At 34.9% G+C, this 16,373-nt stretch carries 18 protein-coding genes; 10 read left to right on the forward strand and 8 right to left on the reverse strand.

Annotated elements, in window-relative coordinates; all coding sequences use genetic code 11:
• Positions 1 to 38: 38 nt before the first annotated feature.
• Together folE and msrA are read right to left on the reverse strand one after the other, a co-directional pair.
• Complete coding sequence (folE, locus tag FLB_RS06205) at positions 39 to 707, reverse strand: GTP cyclohydrolase I FolE (RefSeq protein ID WP_064715089.1); 669 nt, start codon at positions 705 to 707, stop codon at positions 39 to 41.
• Positions 708 to 720: 13 nt separating this feature from the next.
• Complete coding sequence (msrA, locus tag FLB_RS06210; RefSeq protein ID WP_064715090.1) at positions 721 to 1,248, reverse strand: peptide-methionine (S)-S-oxide reductase MsrA; 528 nt, start codon at positions 1,246 to 1,248, stop codon at positions 721 to 723.
• Between the two features lie 154 nt (positions 1,249 to 1,402).
• Between msrA and FLB_RS06215 the strand changes: the two genes are divergently transcribed.
• The 4 genes from FLB_RS06215 (at position 1,403) to FLB_RS06230 (ending at position 5,389) form a co-directional block, all read left to right on the forward strand.
• A complete protein-coding gene (locus tag FLB_RS06215) occupies positions 1,403 to 2,068 on the forward strand; it encodes an ABC transporter ATP-binding protein (protein WP_064715091.1) in 666 nt (221 codons plus the stop codon).
• 30 nt (positions 2,069 to 2,098) lie between these two features.
• Positions 2,099 to 2,863: a TIGR02757 family protein gene (locus tag FLB_RS06220; protein ID WP_064715092.1), complete on the forward strand. Its 765-nt coding sequence runs from the start codon at positions 2,099 to 2,101 to the stop codon at positions 2,861 to 2,863.
• 71 nt (positions 2,864 to 2,934) lie between these two features.
• Positions 2,935 to 3,972 carry a hypothetical protein gene (locus FLB_RS06225; RefSeq protein WP_157490560.1) on the forward strand — a complete coding sequence of 346 codons (1,038 nt, stop codon included), beginning with the start codon at positions 2,935 to 2,937 and terminating at the stop codon, positions 3,970 to 3,972.
• A 64-nt stretch (positions 3,973 to 4,036) separates the two neighbouring features.
• A complete protein-coding gene (locus tag FLB_RS06230) occupies positions 4,037 to 5,389 on the forward strand; it encodes a DEAD/DEAH box helicase (RefSeq protein ID WP_064715283.1) in 1,353 nt (450 codons plus the stop codon).
• A gap of 81 nt (positions 5,390 to 5,470) precedes the next feature.
• On the opposite strand, the gene FLB_RS06235 is transcribed toward FLB_RS06230, so the two are convergent.
• Positions 5,471 to 6,586 (reverse strand): lactonase family protein, encoded by a 1,116-nt coding sequence (locus tag FLB_RS06235; RefSeq protein ID WP_064715094.1) that lies wholly within the window; start codon positions 6,584 to 6,586, stop codon positions 5,471 to 5,473.
• Positions 6,587 to 6,952: 366 nt separating this feature from the next.
• Here FLB_RS06235 and FLB_RS06240 point away from each other — a divergent pair, with 366 nt between their 5' ends.
• The 4 genes from FLB_RS06240 to FLB_RS06255 are packed head-to-tail and all read left to right on the forward strand — an operon-like array spanning position 6,953 to position 11,172.
• Positions 6,953 to 8,881, forward strand: coding sequence for a BatA domain-containing protein (locus tag FLB_RS06240; protein ID WP_064715095.1), 1,929 nt, complete (start codon positions 6,953 to 6,955; stop codon positions 8,879 to 8,881).
• Positions 8,882 to 8,912: 31 nt separating this feature from the next.
• Positions 8,913 to 10,166, forward strand: a complete 1,254-nt coding sequence (locus FLB_RS06245) for a dihydroorotase (protein ID WP_064715096.1) — start codon at positions 8,913 to 8,915, stop codon at positions 10,164 to 10,166.
• A 21-nt stretch (positions 10,167 to 10,187) separates the two neighbouring features.
• On the forward strand, positions 10,188 to 10,511 hold the full coding sequence (locus tag FLB_RS06250) for a hypothetical protein (RefSeq protein ID WP_064715097.1): 324 nt from the start codon (positions 10,188 to 10,190) through the stop codon (positions 10,509 to 10,511).
• Positions 10,512 to 10,530: 19 nt separating this feature from the next.
• Positions 10,531 to 11,172 carry an alpha/beta hydrolase gene (locus FLB_RS06255; RefSeq protein WP_064715098.1) on the forward strand — a complete coding sequence of 214 codons (642 nt, stop codon included), beginning with the start codon at positions 10,531 to 10,533 and terminating at the stop codon, positions 11,170 to 11,172.
• 50 nt (positions 11,173 to 11,222) lie between these two features.
• Here the strand turns inward: FLB_RS06255 and FLB_RS06260 are convergent, their stop codons facing one another.
• From FLB_RS06260 to FLB_RS06270, 3 genes are read right to left on the reverse strand one after another with little or no spacing between them, the layout of a single operon-like run.
• Positions 11,223 to 11,690: a GNAT family N-acetyltransferase gene (locus tag FLB_RS06260; protein WP_064715099.1), complete on the reverse strand. Its 468-nt coding sequence runs from the start codon at positions 11,688 to 11,690 to the stop codon at positions 11,223 to 11,225.
• Between the two features lie 18 nt (positions 11,691 to 11,708).
• The gene (locus FLB_RS06265) at positions 11,709 to 12,209 is read right to left on the reverse strand and encodes a hypothetical protein (RefSeq protein WP_064715100.1); all 501 of its coding nucleotides are present in this window, start codon (positions 12,207 to 12,209) and stop codon (positions 11,709 to 11,711) included.
• Between the two features lie 15 nt (positions 12,210 to 12,224).
• Positions 12,225 to 12,989: an MBL fold metallo-hydrolase gene (locus FLB_RS06270; protein ID WP_064715101.1), complete on the reverse strand. Its 765-nt coding sequence runs from the start codon at positions 12,987 to 12,989 to the stop codon at positions 12,225 to 12,227.
• Between the two features lie 97 nt (positions 12,990 to 13,086).
• Here FLB_RS06270 and FLB_RS06275 point away from each other — a divergent pair, with 97 nt between their 5' ends.
• Positions 13,087 to 14,544, forward strand: coding sequence for a TonB-dependent receptor (locus FLB_RS06275; RefSeq protein WP_064715102.1), 1,458 nt, complete (start codon positions 13,087 to 13,089; stop codon positions 14,542 to 14,544).
• A gap of 59 nt (positions 14,545 to 14,603) precedes the next feature.
• Here FLB_RS06275 and bcp read toward each other — a convergent pair whose 3' ends face one another.
• A complete protein-coding gene (gene bcp, locus FLB_RS06280) occupies positions 14,604 to 15,056 on the reverse strand; it encodes a thioredoxin-dependent thiol peroxidase (RefSeq protein WP_064715103.1) in 453 nt (150 codons plus the stop codon).
• Between the two features lie 358 nt (positions 15,057 to 15,414).
• Here bcp and FLB_RS06285 point away from each other — a divergent pair, with 358 nt between their 5' ends.
• On the forward strand, positions 15,415 to 16,068 hold the full coding sequence (locus tag FLB_RS06285; RefSeq protein ID WP_064715104.1) for an endonuclease III domain-containing protein: 654 nt from the start codon (positions 15,415 to 15,417) through the stop codon (positions 16,066 to 16,068).
• Between the two features lie 96 nt (positions 16,069 to 16,164).
• Here FLB_RS06285 and FLB_RS14365 read toward each other — a convergent pair whose 3' ends face one another.
• Entirely contained in the window at positions 16,165 to 16,308 is a 144-nt protein-coding gene (locus tag FLB_RS14365; RefSeq protein WP_197488941.1) for a hypothetical protein, read from the reverse strand.
• Positions 16,309 to 16,373 lie beyond the last annotated feature (65 nt).

Consider the following 16,373-nt stretch of genomic DNA (forward strand, 5'->3'; position numbering starts at 1 on the left):
TTAAATTTTTGAAAAAGTCCAAACAAAAATAGTGCCTTTTATTCTTGTTTGATCATATTGAAGAAATCATTTCTATTTTCTTTTTCATTAAAAATCCCTCCATATTGAATCGTAGAAGTAAAACTAGTTTCGTCTTTAATTCCACGGCTAGAAACGCACAAATGTTTGGCTTCCATAACAATGATAACATTATCCGTCTCCAAAACAGTTTTTAATTCATTAAAAATTTGCATAATCAAGCGCTCTTGAACTTGGGGACGCCGAGAATAATAATCAACAATTCGATTCAATTTAGACAAACCAATCACTTTTCCGCTAGAAACATACCCTATGTGTGCTTTACCTACAATTGGTAAAAAATGATGCTCACACGTAGAGTTAAAATTAATATTGGCCTCAACCAACATTTTATCGTATTGGTAGCTATTTTCGAAAACGGAAATTTTAGGTTTGTTTTTAGGATCCAAACCACTAAAAATTTCTTGAATATACATCTTTGCCACACGATAAGGAGTTCCGCTCAAGCTATCATCTGTCATATCCAATCCCATTTCTTCCATAATGGCATGAAAATGATGCTCAATTCGCTGCATTTTTTCGCTATCTGATTTTAGAAATGCATCTACTCTTAGCGGAGTTTCAGCATTTGTTGCTTGGTGATTATCGCCTAAAATTTCAATTAATTCTCTATCTAATACTGTGTTCATCTTTTAGGTGTGTTTATTTTAATAATGTAGAAAACGATTCAGAAAGTGTATTCATTTTTGGAGTAATTACGTAATGGCAATACGACTTTTCCTTATTGAGTTGATAATAATTTTGGTGGTACGCTTCAGCTGGATAAAATTTAGTAAAAGGAGAAAGTTGAGTAACGATGGGTGAATTGTACACTTTTGCTTCATCTAATTGACGAATATAGGCATCCGAAAGTGTCTTTTGATTTTCAGAATGATAAAAAATTTCACTACGGTATTGGGTCCCCACATCAGCACCTTGTCGATTCAATGTTGTGGGATTGTGTGTGGCAAAAAAAACCTCTAAAAGCGTACCAAAAGAAATCATATCCTCATTGAAAGTAATCTGTATCGCTTCTGCATGACCCGTCCTTCCTGTACAAATTTGTTCATACGTTGGGTTTTCTATCGTACCTCCAATATAACCTGATACTACTGCCTCTACTCCTTTGAGCTGTAAAAAAACAGCCTCGGTGCACCAAAAACAGCCTCCAGCAAAAGTTGCATGATTCATATCTAATAATTATTTGTTTTTTGTTTAACAAATGTAATGATTAATTAAACAAAAAAGATCATTTAACTAAATATTAATAAATGTTGGTATAAAGAAATATTATAATAGTTGAGTGGCAAATAAAATCTTTGTTTCTTTGTAAAAATAGATTGTAATGATACAGGCGAAAAACATACATAAATTCTACGATCAACTTGAGGTATTAAAAGGAGTAGATTTACATATCACTAAAGGAGAAATTGTGTCAATCGTTGGTGCTTCTGGAGCAGGAAAAACCACTTTACTTCAAATTTTGGGTACCTTGGATAGACCTACAAAAACAGAAAACGCCAGTTTATTAATCAACGGCGAAGATGTTTTAAAAATGAATGACAAAGCCTTGTCTCGTTTCAGAAATTTAAACCTTGGGTTCATTTTTCAATTTCATCAGTTATTACCAGAATTTACCGCATTAGAAAACGTATGTATTCCTGCTTTCATTGCAGGTAAAAACAAATTAGAAACAGAACTTGAAGCTAAAAAAATATTAGATTTTTTGGGCTTATCACATCGTTTCAATCACAAACCTAATGAACTTTCGGGTGGTGAACAGCAACGTGTAGCCGTAGCTAGAGCATTAATCAATAAACCCGACATCCTATTTGCTGATGAACCTTCGGGAAATTTAGATACAGTTTCTGCCGAAAATCTGCATCAACTTTTTTTTAAACTAAGAGACGAGTTGGGACAAACCTTTGTAATTGTTACACACAATGAAGATTTGGCTAACATGGCCGATAGAAAATTAGTCATGGTGGATGGACAAATTAGTGGTAAATAGCCCAAATAAATCGTAGTTAAATTTTCCAACATGACTGAGGCCGAACTCAAAGATTTTCTAGACCAAAAAGTACTACAATACAACACCCTAGATTTCATAGAAAGTGATCCGGTTCAAATTCCGCATTTATTTACTCTAAAAGAAGATATCGAAATTGCTGGTTTCTTGAGTGCCACTATTGCTTGGGGAAACCGAAAAATGATCATCAAAAACAGTCGTAAAATGATGGATTTGATGGGCAATTCACCTTATGATTTTGTAGTATCACACAACGAAAGTCAATTAGAGGCTTTAGATTCATTTGTTCATAGAACTTTTAACGGTCAAGATTTTCGAGCATTTATCAAAGGATTACAGCATGTATATAGCCATCACGGTGGATTAGAAGCCGTTTTTTCTAAACACCAAGAAGAAAATAACCTTCAAAAAAGCATTCATGAGTTTAAAAAAATATTTTTCGAAATAAATCAACCCCAAAGAAGTCAAAAACACATTTCGGATCCGTTAAATAATTCAGCAGCCAAAAGAATCAACATGTACCTGCGATGGATGTGTCGACAAGACAACAAAGGCGTAGATTTGGGCATCTGGAAAAATATCTCTCCTTCAAAATTATCCTGTCCCTTAGATGTGCATTCAGGCAATGTAGCTCGTAAATTAGGGCTTTTGACAAGAAAACAAAACGATGCGAAAGCAGTAAATGAATTAGACACCCAACTCCGAATTCTTGACCCAATCGATCCTGTAAAATATGATTTTGCGTTGTTTGGATTAGGCGTTTTTGAAGGATTTTAATTTTTTAATACACTAACCAACAGATACTTGTATTTTATTTCATATATTTGAGACAAGAAAAATCTTTTCTTATGAAAGAATTCTTGTCCAATATAACTTCTAATGCACTACCGTTACTCGCAATTACTGCAATTGTTTTGGTCATGACTTTGACATTATTTAACGTAATTTACAAAAGAAATCTTCAAAAAAACCAACAAAAGACACTCCCAATTATCAAACATTTCTTAATAGATGTTGTCAAAAACCAAGAACAAAAAGAACTTATTCGATTAAATATAAAGCAATTAAAAAAGAAAATACCCATTAAAGCAAATTGGTGCAAAGAAATGTTGATCGATGAAATGATTTTTATAAAAAAGAATTTAAGTCCAGAAGAAGCACAAACTATAACACTCATCTATCGAACCCTAAAACTATACAAATACTCCACCAGACTCATCAATACTAATAAAATATATAAAAAATGTCTTGGTTTTTATCATTACCAAACCATGCATTATTCTAAGGGAATCAAGAAAATTATGCCTTATTTAAAAAGCAAAAACCAACAACTCAAATATAACGCAAGTGTAGCCTATCTTTCACTAACTAATATCTCAACAGGAAATACCCTTTACCAAAGAAAAAAAACAATAATTAGAAATAAAGAAAAAATAGAAAACTTGTTTTATATCCAAAAATATCCCTACAACAGCAATATTGATTTTTGGTTGAAGGCAAAAAAAACATCAATTTTGTTGTTAGGATTAAAAATTGCCGCTCATGAAAGCAATGGAAATGATACCGATGCCATTATTCATTTACTTTCGTTCAAAAATAATAGTGTAAAAAATGAATCGCTGATCACCATAAGAAAACTTCATTTACAAGAAGCAGAAACAGAAATCTTATCCGTCTTACATCAATTTAGCCCGCAACTTCAAGAGCAGAGTTTACAAACCCTAAAAGTTATTGGCACTACAAAAACAATAGAATATATTCAAAAAAGAATGTCATTTTTTGACAACATCGAACTAAAAAATAGCGCAATTGATTGCTTAGAAACGTTAGTCACTAAAGAACAAAATGAAGCATCACAATTCTATTACCAAGCAGTAGCCCACTAAGGAACCCTTCGAGAAAATAGTATTTACAGCTTATATTAGTATCTTTGCCAAAAAAATAATGCAAATGAGCACTTTCGAGCAATTCAACCTTCCTAAATCTTTACAAAAAGCAATTGATGAAATAGGATTTACCTCTCCTACTCCCATACAAGAAAAAACTTTTTCAGTAATTATGTCAGGACGAGATATGATGGGAATTGCACAAACCGGAACTGGTAAAACTTTTGCTTACCTAATTCCATTATTAAAACTGTATAAATTCACCAACACCAATACACCAAAAATCGTCATCCTTGTTCCTACCCGAGAATTGGTTGTTCAAGTAGTGGATGAAGTCGAAAAATTAACCAACTATATGTCGGTTAAAACCCTTGGAATTTATGGAGGCGTCAACATCAATACCCAAAAGAAAGCGGTTTATGAAGGTGTAGATATTTTGGTAGGAACTCCAGGTAGAACTATGGATTTAGCTTTGGACGCAGTGGTTCGCTTTGACGAAACTCAAAAATTAGTCATCGACGAATTCGACGAAATGCTCAACTTGGGTTTTCGAACACAATTAACCGCTTTACTGGCCATGATGAAAACCAAGCGTCAGAATATTTTATTCTCGGCCACCATGACCGATGAAGTGGATGCGGTACTGAATGACTACTTTGATTTCCCAGAAGAAGTAACCCTTGCAGCCTCAGGAACGCCTTTAGAAAATATTGAACAAATCACCTACAACGTTCCCAATTTTAATACTAAAATCAATCTTTTGCAACATTTGTTAGAAAAGAATGAAGACATGAGTAGAGTTTTGGTTTTTGTGAACAACAAAAAAATATCTGACATGCTTTTCAATCGAATTGATGAAGTGTTCGAAGGTCAATTTGGAATTATCCACTCCAATAAATCTCAAAATTATCGATTGAGTACGATGGCAGCATTTCAAGAAGGAAACTTGAGAGGATTAATCACTACCGATATTATGGCAAGAGGTTTGGACATTTCGAATATTACTCATGTCATCAACTTCGAAATGCCGGAAATGCCAGAATTATACATGCACCGAATTGGTAGAACTGGTAGAGCCGATGCTACCGGAACCGCGATTAGTTTTATCACACCTCGTGAAGAAGAAGCAAAAATTGAAGTCGAAGTCTTAATGAACATGGAATTGCCAATTGCCATTTTCCCAAAAGAAGTTGAGATTTCTACCAAATTGATAGAACCCGAAAAAGACCGCCAACCCGTTAAGTTTTTAATGAAAAAGGTGAAATTAGAGGGAGATGGTGCTTTTCATGAAAAAAGCAAAAAGAACAAAAAAATCAATCTAGGAGGGCCATCCAAAACCAAGAAAAAAACACATGGTTCTGTTAACCGAAACATGCTCAAAACAAGAGACAAAAAACGTAAAGATTCCAACAAATAAGAACAAAAAAAAATAAGCCGCGAATTACCAATTTTATTAATTTGTGAATTCGTGGCTTATTTTTTTATGGATTCCCTTAGATTACAAACGCTTTTCAAAAAGCAAATAAACGGGTTCACAAACCGAAATTCTTTTTTCAGTATCTGTCAAACTGCCTGTGTTTTTATCTCTTCTAAAAACCACTACCTGATTAGAAGACTGATTTGCAACTAATAACAAATTCCCAGTAGGATCTATCACAAAACTTCTAGGGCCTTTCCCTAAAGTGCTTACCGCTTCTTTGAATTCTAATTTTCCGTTTTTCAATACTTTAAAAATTGAAAGGGTATTAGCCCCTGCTCTATTTGTTGCATACAAAAATTTACCATCAGGGGATAACGCTATGGCTGCTGAACCAAAGTCACCTTTGTAATCACTTGCCATTACCGAGGTATCTTCAACCAAAGTCAGCTCTCCCTTTGCAAAACTATACGTCAACAAACCACCATCTAGTTCATTCAAAACATAAACATATTTTCCGTCTTTGTCAAACGTTAAATGACGTGGTCCTCCGCCAGGCTTAACACTCACACTACTTTTGAAAGTCAAAATATCCTTGCTAGCATCAGCATTGTAGCTGTAAACATAAACTTTATCAGTACCCAAATCAACAGCCAAAACATATTTATGATCTGGCGAAAACGCCACCATATGCATGTGCGAAGCTTCCTGACGTTCTTTATTCGGACCACTCCCAGAAAGTTGTACCACTTGCTTGGCATCGGTCAAACTACCGTCAGCATTTTTAAAAAAAACAGTAATATTTCCCCCAGAATAATTGGCCGTAATCACATTTTTATCATCCGTGATAATATGACATGGATCAGCCCCTTTAGTCGCTTGCTTATTTAGCACAATCATTTTTCCCGCTTTTCCATCATAACTAAATGAAGTTACCGTACTTGTTGCCCCAGCTTCATTCACCGCATAAAGATGTTTATTATCCGAAGAAAGCGCCAAATAACTAGGATTTTGAATGTTAACCGTAGTTCCGTGCAACAAAGAATTTCCAGAGTTTACATCAAATTTATAGTTATAAATCCCCTTACTCTCACATTTGTTGGTATAAGTACCTACCAATAAGTGGTAAAGATCCTGCTGAGCATGAACTGTTGTGAAAAAAGAAACAAAAAGTAGCGCTAAAATCTTGTTTTTCATGAATAAATATTTAGATGATTTTTATTAGTCCTGCGAAAATACTCATTATTTCAATACCCCAAAACAAATAACCCCTTTTTGAAAAAACCAAACATCAACTAACAATCATAGGTACAAATTCGTATTTTTGAACCATCGAGCCGTGTTCTTTAATTATATTTAGGAGCCGCAACAAAAAGAGTTCTTGCCTGCATCGTCCCGCTCTCCGTTATATCTTTTTTTTACAGCCATCAGGTTTTTTCAAACCTGCCAGCTATAAAAAAAAGGATGCCACTGCGATCGGGGCTAGAGAGTAGCAAATGGCTTTTTCAGGAAACACCAAAAAAAGAAAAAACAAATCAAATCATAAAGTAAACCAATCATAGAATGCACTTCAAACACCCCGAAATTCTATACTTTTTATTCTTTTTACTACTACCCCTTTTGGTACATTTATTCCAATTAAGAAAATTCAAAACAGAATACTTTACCAATGTCCGTTTTTTAAAAAAACTGACCATCGAGTCCCGAAAAAGCTCCAAAATCAAAAAAAGACTATTATTAGCCACACGTTTGTTGCTACTTACTGGTTTAATTATTGCTTTTGCACAACCTTTTTTCGAAGCCAAAGACCACAAAAATGCCAACAACGAATTGTACATTATTCTCGACAATTCCTTCAGTATGCAAGCCAAAGGCAATCGCGGCGAACTGCTCAAAAGAGCCGTACAAGAACTGCTAGAAGAAACACCCGAAAACAGTACCTTTTCGCTTTTAACCAACGATCAAGCTTTTTGGAACACCGATATTAAATCCATTCAAAGAGAACTGCAAAATCTAAATTATTCCGCTACACCTTTTGAAATAGACGCCCAATTAGCCAAAATAAACACCCGCAAATCTCCCTTCAAAAAAGACATTGTAATCCTATCAGATGCTGTTGGAGTACAACAAAAATCAGCACAAAAAACGGGTGCACAAGAAATGATCTATTTCATAAAACCTGAAGCCGAACAAAAAAACAACGCCGCAATCGATAGTGTCTTTATTAGTCAAACACTCGATAATTTTTATGAGATAACGGTATCCATCAAAGGTTTTGGAGATGATTTTGAACCTATGCCAATTGCGCTTTACAATCAAAATAAACTGATTGCAAAAACAATGGTAAAGCTAGATACAAAAAAGAAAACCGTAAATTTTACCATCCCAAAACAAGAGTTTCATGGTTATGCCACGATAAACGACAAAAGGTTGACTTATGATAATGACTATTATTTTAGCATCACCAAAAACGAAAAAATCAACATTTTAAGTATTGGCGAAAGCACAAAAAGCAGCTTTTTATCTCGAATTTTCACAAAAGATGAATTCAATTACAGCAATTCTGAATTGCGCGCATTGGATTACAACACTATCGAAAAACAGGCGACCATCCTACTCAACGAAATTCCAGAAATCCCACAAGCCTTGCAAACGACCTTACAAGCTTTTGTCAACAAAGGCGGGAATTTAGTTATTATTCCATCAGAAAACACTTCAATAACAACAACCAATTCCTTTCTAAAAAACCTAGGAAATATTCAGTTTATAGCTCCTGAAAACAACGCCAAACAAATCACTAAAATCAATTTTGAACATCCCCTCTTTAGTGGCGTTTTCGAAAGTAAAATCACTAACTTTCAATATCCAAAAGTCGAGAAATCATTGATAATCAAAAGTGCTTATCCAAGCATTCTTTCATACGAAGATCAAACTGCTTTTCTGACTTCCATACCAAAATCTGTTGGAGCAGTTTTCGTTTTCTCGGCCCCTCTTACTACAAAAAACAGCAACTTTCAACAATCACCTCTTATTGTTCCTGTGTTTTACAAAATGGGAGTACATAATAAAAACGCTTTGCTCTATGCCGCAACTATTGGCAACAATTCTCCTTTTTGGGTCAATACTACATTAACCAAAGAAGCTGTGCTAACTGTAAAAGGAAAAGAAGAACAGTTCATTCCCATCCAACAAATGCTCGACAATAAAGTAAAACTAACTTTTGCAGATCTTCCGAAAAAATCAGGAAATTATACCATTTTTAATAAAGAAAAAAGCATCGAAAACCTCTCTTTCAATTACGCACGAACCGAAAGCGATTTGAGTCAGGTCAATACAAATTTGGCCTCGAATTTCGAAACTATTGAGAGCATTAAAAACGTTTTCAATACATTACAAACCAACAGAACAGATCAACAACTTTGGAAATGGTTTCTTATCTTTGCCCTTGCATTTTTGCTTGCAGAAATGGCCATCATCCGATTTGTAAAATAACAAAGTTTAAAAAAACTTATCTTCTACACCCATGAAAATTCTCCTTAGAGCAGCTACAATCATCGATTCTAAAAGTCCTTTTCACAACAAAAACATGGATATTTTAATCCATGACGGAACCATCAAAAAAATAGGAGTTGGACTCCCAACAGATGACGCCCAAGAAATCCAATTGCCACAATTACACGTTTCTTCGGGATGGTTTGACAGCAGCGTTTCCTTTGGAGAACCTGGTTTTGAAGATAGAGAAACCATTAGTAACGGACTAAATGTTGCCGCAAAAAGTGGATTCACTGCCATTGCGTTACAACCTAATTCTTATCCAATTATTGATAATCAAGGGCAAATTAACTTTGTGCTAAACAAAGCAAAAGATGCCTTAACGCAACTCTATCCAATTGGAGCACTGACAGTAGGTAGCGAAGGTAAAGACATGGCAGAGCTTTTTGATATGAAAAAAGCAGGCGCAATTGCCTTTGGCGACTACACTAAAAGTTTGGACAATGCTAACTTATTAAAAATCGCTTTACAATATGTGCAAGATTTTGATGGACTCGTAATCGCTTTTGCGCAAGACGAAAAAATTAAAGGAAACGGTGTGGCCAACGAAGGCTTAGCATCAACAAGATTAGGATTAAAAGGTATTCCTGCGCTAGCGGAAGAATTACAAATAGCTAGAAACTTATTTTTATTAGAATACACAGGAGGTAAATTACACATTCCAACCGTTTCTACTCAAAAATCAGTTGCGTTACTAAAAGAGGCGAAAGCCAAAGGTTTACAAGTAAGCTGTAGCGTGAGTGTACACCACCTTGTTCTAAACGAAGACCAACTCGATGGTTTTGATACTCGATATAAAGTAACACCACCACTAAGAAGCGAATCGGACAGAAAAGCGTTACTAGAAGCAGTTCTTGACGGAACTATTGATATGATTACAACTGATCACAATCCAATTGACATTGAACACAAGAAAATGGAATTTGACGGGGCTAAAAACGGTACTATTGGACTAGAAAGTGCTTTTGGAGCTTTATCTACTGTTTTACCAACAACGGTAATCATCGAAAAATTAACCGCTGGAAAAACAACTTTTGGAATTCCGACTCACTCCATCAACGAAGGAGAACCAGCCAATTTGACTCTTTTTACTACCGAAGGGGAAAGTATTTTCACCAAAGAAAGCATACTATCAAAATCTAAAAACTCCGCTTTTCTTGGGCAAAAATTACAAGGAAAAGTGTATGGTTGTATCAATCAGAATCAAATGATTTTGAACCAATAATTATTCTAAATCACCACAATAATGAACACATCAGACAACGGAAAAAATATCGCCATTGTAAGTTACATTACTATTATTGGCGCCATTATCGCCATTTTTATGAACTCCGAAAAGAAAGATTCTTTTGCCGCTTTCCATATTCGTCAAGCGCTAGGCATTTTTGTTTCTTTCTTTTTAATTGGCTATTTCATTGGCTATTTTGATAGCTGGATGATATCGTCTGCCTTTTATGTTTTTTATTTTATCCTTTGGATTTATGGCTTTGTAGCAGCATTGCAAGGTGAAGCCAAACTTATACCGATTTTGGGAGAACAATTTCAAAAGATTTTTAAAAACATAGAATAACATACTTCAAATACATTTCATGAATTTATCCTTAGAATACAAAATAAGAGAACCTAAAGTTGTTTTAGCAGAAAATCCAGTATTGATTTTACTACACGGTTACGGTAGTAATGAAGCAGATTTATTCTCTTTTGCACCAGAATTGCCCGACCATTACTATATCATTTCTGCTCGAGCACCTTATGATTTACAATACGGAAGTTATGCGTGGTATGCGATTAATTTTGATGCCGATCAAAACAAATTTTCGGATAATGATCAAGCGCGAGAATCTCGTGATCGCATTGCAGCATTTATCGACGAGCTAGCACAAAATTATCCTATCAACAAAGAAGAAGTAACACTCATTGGTTTTAGCCAAGGAGCCATTCTGAGTTATGCTGTGGCACTTTCATATCCCGAAAAGATAAAACAAATAGTAGCAATGAGCGGCTATTTGAATCCTGATATCATTGCTGAAGATTATTTAAAAAACAACCTACATTCGTTGCGTATTTTTGCCTCTCATGGTACAGTAGATCAAGTGATACCTGTAGAATGGGCTAGAAAAACAACTCCATTTATGGAAAAATTAGGCATTCCTATCACTTATAAAGAATATCCGATCGGGCATGGTGTCTCGCCACAAAATTTTTATGACTTCAAAAATTGGTTGAAATAAACGAATAGCCTAACTTTCAAGTACCAAAAAAAGCGGCTTTAACACAACATTTAAAGCCGCTTTTTCATTATCGTTTCTACAAAAGGGACTCCCAAATAATCAATTTCTAGTTCTTCTACTATCTGCCAGCCAAATTTTAGGTAAAAATCAAGTCCAACTGGCGAGGAGGCCAAATAAATTTCAGGATGCCCGATTTGTTGTGCTTCGTTTTCGATATACCTCAACAACTTCGATCCAATTCCTTTATTAACATAAGCAACATGAGTGTAGAAACCTACAATATAATCCTGATCTAAAGCAATTGTTCCCACTATTACAGAACCTAGTTTAGCACAAAACATTTGCTGCTTTTGGATTTTTTGTCGAATAGTCTCTATTGAATAATAACTCTTGAATATACTCCATTGTGCATCAGAATAATGTGATCTTAAATAAAGTGAAGCATTATTTATAATCAAATCACTTATTTCAACAGTGTCATTCAAGGATACTCTTTCAATCGTGGCAGTTATATTCATCTATTAGGAGTATAGCAATTATTTTTGATACAATAGCGACTGATTGACTTCAAATGAAATACTTTCATCAGTATTAACGAAGTATTTTATAAGGACTTCTCCCCAATATTCGCCATCGCTAAAATCAGCAATAATCCATCGGTGATTCAAAATTCTGACTTTATTGATTACAAATTTATTAGGACCAATTGGGTCTTGTCCTGTATAAGGATTTCCTTTTGGATTATTATTGAAATCTAATAATTTTTCGGTGACAACAGGAATTAATTTTTCTATTAAAATCGTTTTATCTGGGTTGGTCGCTTCAAAATAATTTTGCGCATTTTCATTTTTTGCCAATGAAAAGTAATTGGCATCATCTAATTTCAGTTCCACTTTTTTTATACTATCTCTAAGTTTTGTGGTGACTTTAGTAAATTTTTCTTGCTCGAATTTTACTTCTTTACTCAAAAACATATACGTATAGATATTGAACAAAACAGCCAATATAAAACCATAAAGGAGGAGTGATTTTTTCATTTTTTAAATAAAATATTAAAGGGTAATAGTTAAATTATCGTAGGCCAAAAAGACATTTTCTGGCAATTGTTTTTGTACCTCTTCATGAAAACCCAATAAATGACTAATATGCGTCAGATATGTTTTTTTAGGTTTAACCAAAGCAATAAAATCGAGTGCTTCTTGGAGGTTAAAATGTGTGTTGTGTGGATCTATACGCAAAGCATTCAAGACCAAAACGTCTAGATTTTTCAATTTTTCTACTTCTTCTGGCGCTACCGTTTTCACATCTGTCAAATACGCAAAATTATCAATTCTATATCCAAAAACCTGCAAATCACCATGCAAGGCATTAATTGGAGTGACAGTTTTATCCGCCAAAACAAAAGGTACATTATTAATCACCTCAATCGTTTTTACCGAAGGAGCGCCTGGGTATCTGTTTTCGGTTTCGAAAACATAATCAAAACGTTTTTTTAAATTTTCGATTACTCGTTCATGCGCATAGATCGGCATTTCGCCTTGTCTGAAATTAAACGGACGAATATCGTCTAAACCAGCCGTATGATCCGAATGCTCATGTGTGAATAAAATCCCGTCTACTTTTTGACAATCCGATGCCAACATTTGCTGTCTAAAGTCGGGGCCGCAATCGATAACGTAGGAATGATCTTCCCATGATATCCACAAAGAAACCCGAAGCCTTTTATCCTTATAATCAGTGCTTTTACAAACAGGATGGGTGCTCCCAATGATTGGAATTCCTTGAGAAGTGCCAGTGCCTAAAAAATAGATGTTCAAAAGAGTGTTATTTTTTTACAAAAATAGAATTATTTATGATTCATTTCGAAATCGAATTAATTAACTTTGCCACCAAACACCACTATTTAGATTCGAAATGGATACAAAAAAAATCAAACTTAAGGGAGACAAAGTCATTGAACAAATTCCATCCATAAAGGATAAAGCCCTTCGAATAAATCTCAACGAAAATATTTACGGAACATTTGCTGAAATTGGTGCAGGACAAGAAACGGTAAGACATTTTTTTAGAGCAGGCGGTTCTTCAGGAACCATTGCAAAAGCAATGTCGGCTTATGATAAAGATTTTAGTGATGCTGTATACGGAATCGAAGAAGATGGACGATATGTAACTGAAAGTCGTCTCAAAAAGATGTTGACTTTTGAAGGAGAGTTGATTGAAGAACGTTTGAGTAGAGTAAAACATCCCAACAAATTATTCTTTAGTTATGCTAATACTGTGGCGACTATTGATTTTGCAAAGCAATTCAAAGGTCACGGCTGGGTAGGTATTCGATATCAATTGGATCCCTCAGAGGCATATAACGAAATCATTATCCACATTCGTTTTAAAGAAACCGATTCGCGTTTACAACAAGAAACTTTAGGTATTCTTGGGGTAAATTTAATTTATGGCGCTTTTTATAAATATAACGACCCTAAGAAATTATTACGCTATTTGTACGATCACCTAGATAAAGATCAATTAGAGATTGACACCATTAACTTTTCGGGACCACGATTTGCTGAAGTTGACAACCGATTAATGAGTTTACAATTGGTAAAAAACGGAATGACCGATGCGGTGATGTTCAATCCAGAAGGAAAAAACATCTTACCAGCAGCCATTTTATACAAAAAGAACATTCTAGCTTTTAGAGGTAGCTTCCGTCCGGTTACCAAAGTAAATATGGACATGTATGAAACCTCTATAAAAATGTTCTTAGAAGAAAACAAAGTAGAGAAAGAAAATACCCAAGTTATTTTTGAAATTACCTTATCAAATTTGCGTTCCGACGGTGAAATTGACGAGAGAGATTTCATGGACAGAGCCGAATTATTATGTTCTTTGGGACAAACTGTAATGATTTCTAATTTCCAAGAATATTACAAAGTCGTAGAATATTTTGCCAATTACACCAAAGCTCGAATGGGATTAGCCCTAGGAGTAAACAACTTGATTGACATCTTCGACGAGAAATATTACCGCCATTTGAGTGGAGGTATTCTAGAAGCTTTTGGTAAATTATTTTACCGAGATATGAAAGTTTTCTTGTATCCGATGCTTGGTGAAGAAAAAGAAATAATTAATTCAGAAAATCTTAAAGTACATCCAAGAATGAAAGAATTGTATAAATTCTTTAAATTCAACGGAAAAGTAGTAGATATCACAGACTACGACCCAACCATCTTAGAAGTGTTCTCTAGAGAAGTACTTAAAATGATTAGTCAAGGAAAACCTGGTTGGGAACCTATGTTACCTTCTGGTGTGGCAGAAATCATCAAAAAACAACGCTTATTTGGATATGATCCCGAAAAAGTATTACAAGCATAAGAAACAATAAAAGCCAAGTTTTCGGACTTGGCTTTTGTATTATTTTATTGAATAGATAATTACTTCAAAATCTGTGAAGCGTGTACTTTTGTTTTTACATCGGTGATTACTTCCTCGATGATTCCTTTTTCATCGATAACAAAAGTGGTTCGGTGAATGCCATCGTATTCTTTTCCCATAAACTTTTTGGGCCCCCATACGCCAAAAGCCTGAATAACAGATTTATCTTCGTCTGCCAATAATGGAAATGGAAATTCGTATTTGTCTCTGAATTTGGTTTGTGCTTTGGCGCTATCAGCACTAACACCTAACAAAGCATAGTTTTGTGCTTCAAATCGAGCGTAATTGTCTCTTAAATCACAAGCCTCGGCAGTGCAACCTGGCGTACTGGCTTTTGGATAGAAAAAAACGACTAGTTTCTTTCCGGCATAATCTGCTAATTGGTGTGTTTTTCCGTCTTGATCGATTCCTGTAAATGATGGAGCTTGATCTCCTTTTTGTAATGTGGTCATATTTTGATGTTAATGATTTAAAGTTTAAGGTTTAAAGTTTAAGGTTTAAAGTTTAAGGTTTAAAGTTTAAGGTTGTTGTTTATGGTTTCTACTTTCTGCCATCTGTCTTCTGATTTTTGGTGTATGGTTTATGGTGTTTTAGTTATTCGTAATCGTTAGAGGAACGCGTTATGCCCCAGATGGTAGTGGAAAGCCCGGACTGAAAAACTGTTGTTTTTTCTTGATAAAAAAGAGCGACCAACGGAAGCTCCTTTTTTATCTTAGAAAAATACAGTTTCGAAGGAGGACTTGCAACGTACAGCTGGATTAGGCACATTATAAAAAATAGGCTATTTTTACCTTTTATAAAAGTAGTAAAATGACCAAACAGGAGCGCGTAACATTTGTTATAAATACGTTAAAAGAATTATACCCAACGATTCCGATTCCCTTAGATCACAAGGATCCGTACACTTTATTGGTTGCTGTTTTGCTCTCGGCGCAATGCACAGATGTTCGGGTGAACCAAATTACACCGCTGCTGTTTGCTAAAGCAGATAATCCGTATGATATGGTGAAATTATCGGTAGAAGAGATTCAGGACATCATTCGACCTTGTGGTTTATCGCCTATGAAATCGAAGGGAATTTATGGTTTGTCTGAGATTTTAATTGAAAAATATAACGGTGAGGTGCCACAGAGTTTTGAAGCGCTAGAGGAATTGCCAGCTGTAGGGCACAAAACGGCTAGTGTGGTGATGTCGCAAGCTTTTGGCGTACCTGCATTTCCGGTAGACACGCACATTCACCGCTTGATGTACCGATGGAATCTGAGCAATGGAAAGAATGTAGTTCAGACCGAGAAGGATGCCAAGCGCTTGTTTCCTGAGGCGCTTTGGAATGACTTGCATCTGCAAATTATTTGGTATGGCAGAGAATATTCGCCTGCGAGAGGTTGGGATTTGGAGAAAGATAGTATTACCAAAACCATTGGTCGAAAATCTGTTATTGAAGCTTATTATAAAGGAAAGTAAAGTTTGTCATTACATGTAAGGCAAAAAAAGCCCAAAATCCAGCTTGATTTTGGGCTTATTCTTTTAGTGAAATACTAAAATTGTCTAATGCAATGCCTAATTGGCTATAATTTCAAAACTATTGGTCTTTGTTTTTAAGACAGCTAAGGCTTTGGAATAATTTAAAAGAAAAGAAACTACTTCTTTTTTGGGTTTTAATTCTTTTGAAAATGCATTTTTTTTAGAGTAAATTTTGGCCATGTAATTTAAATATAGTTAATGATAAGCTTGATATCATAAGACAACGGCAAAATTTACTGTTTAGT

Source organism: Flavobacterium succinicans (assembly GCF_001662485.1).
GTDB classification, from domain to species: Bacteria; Bacteroidota; Bacteroidia; order Flavobacteriales; family Flavobacteriaceae; genus Flavobacterium; species Flavobacterium succinicans_A.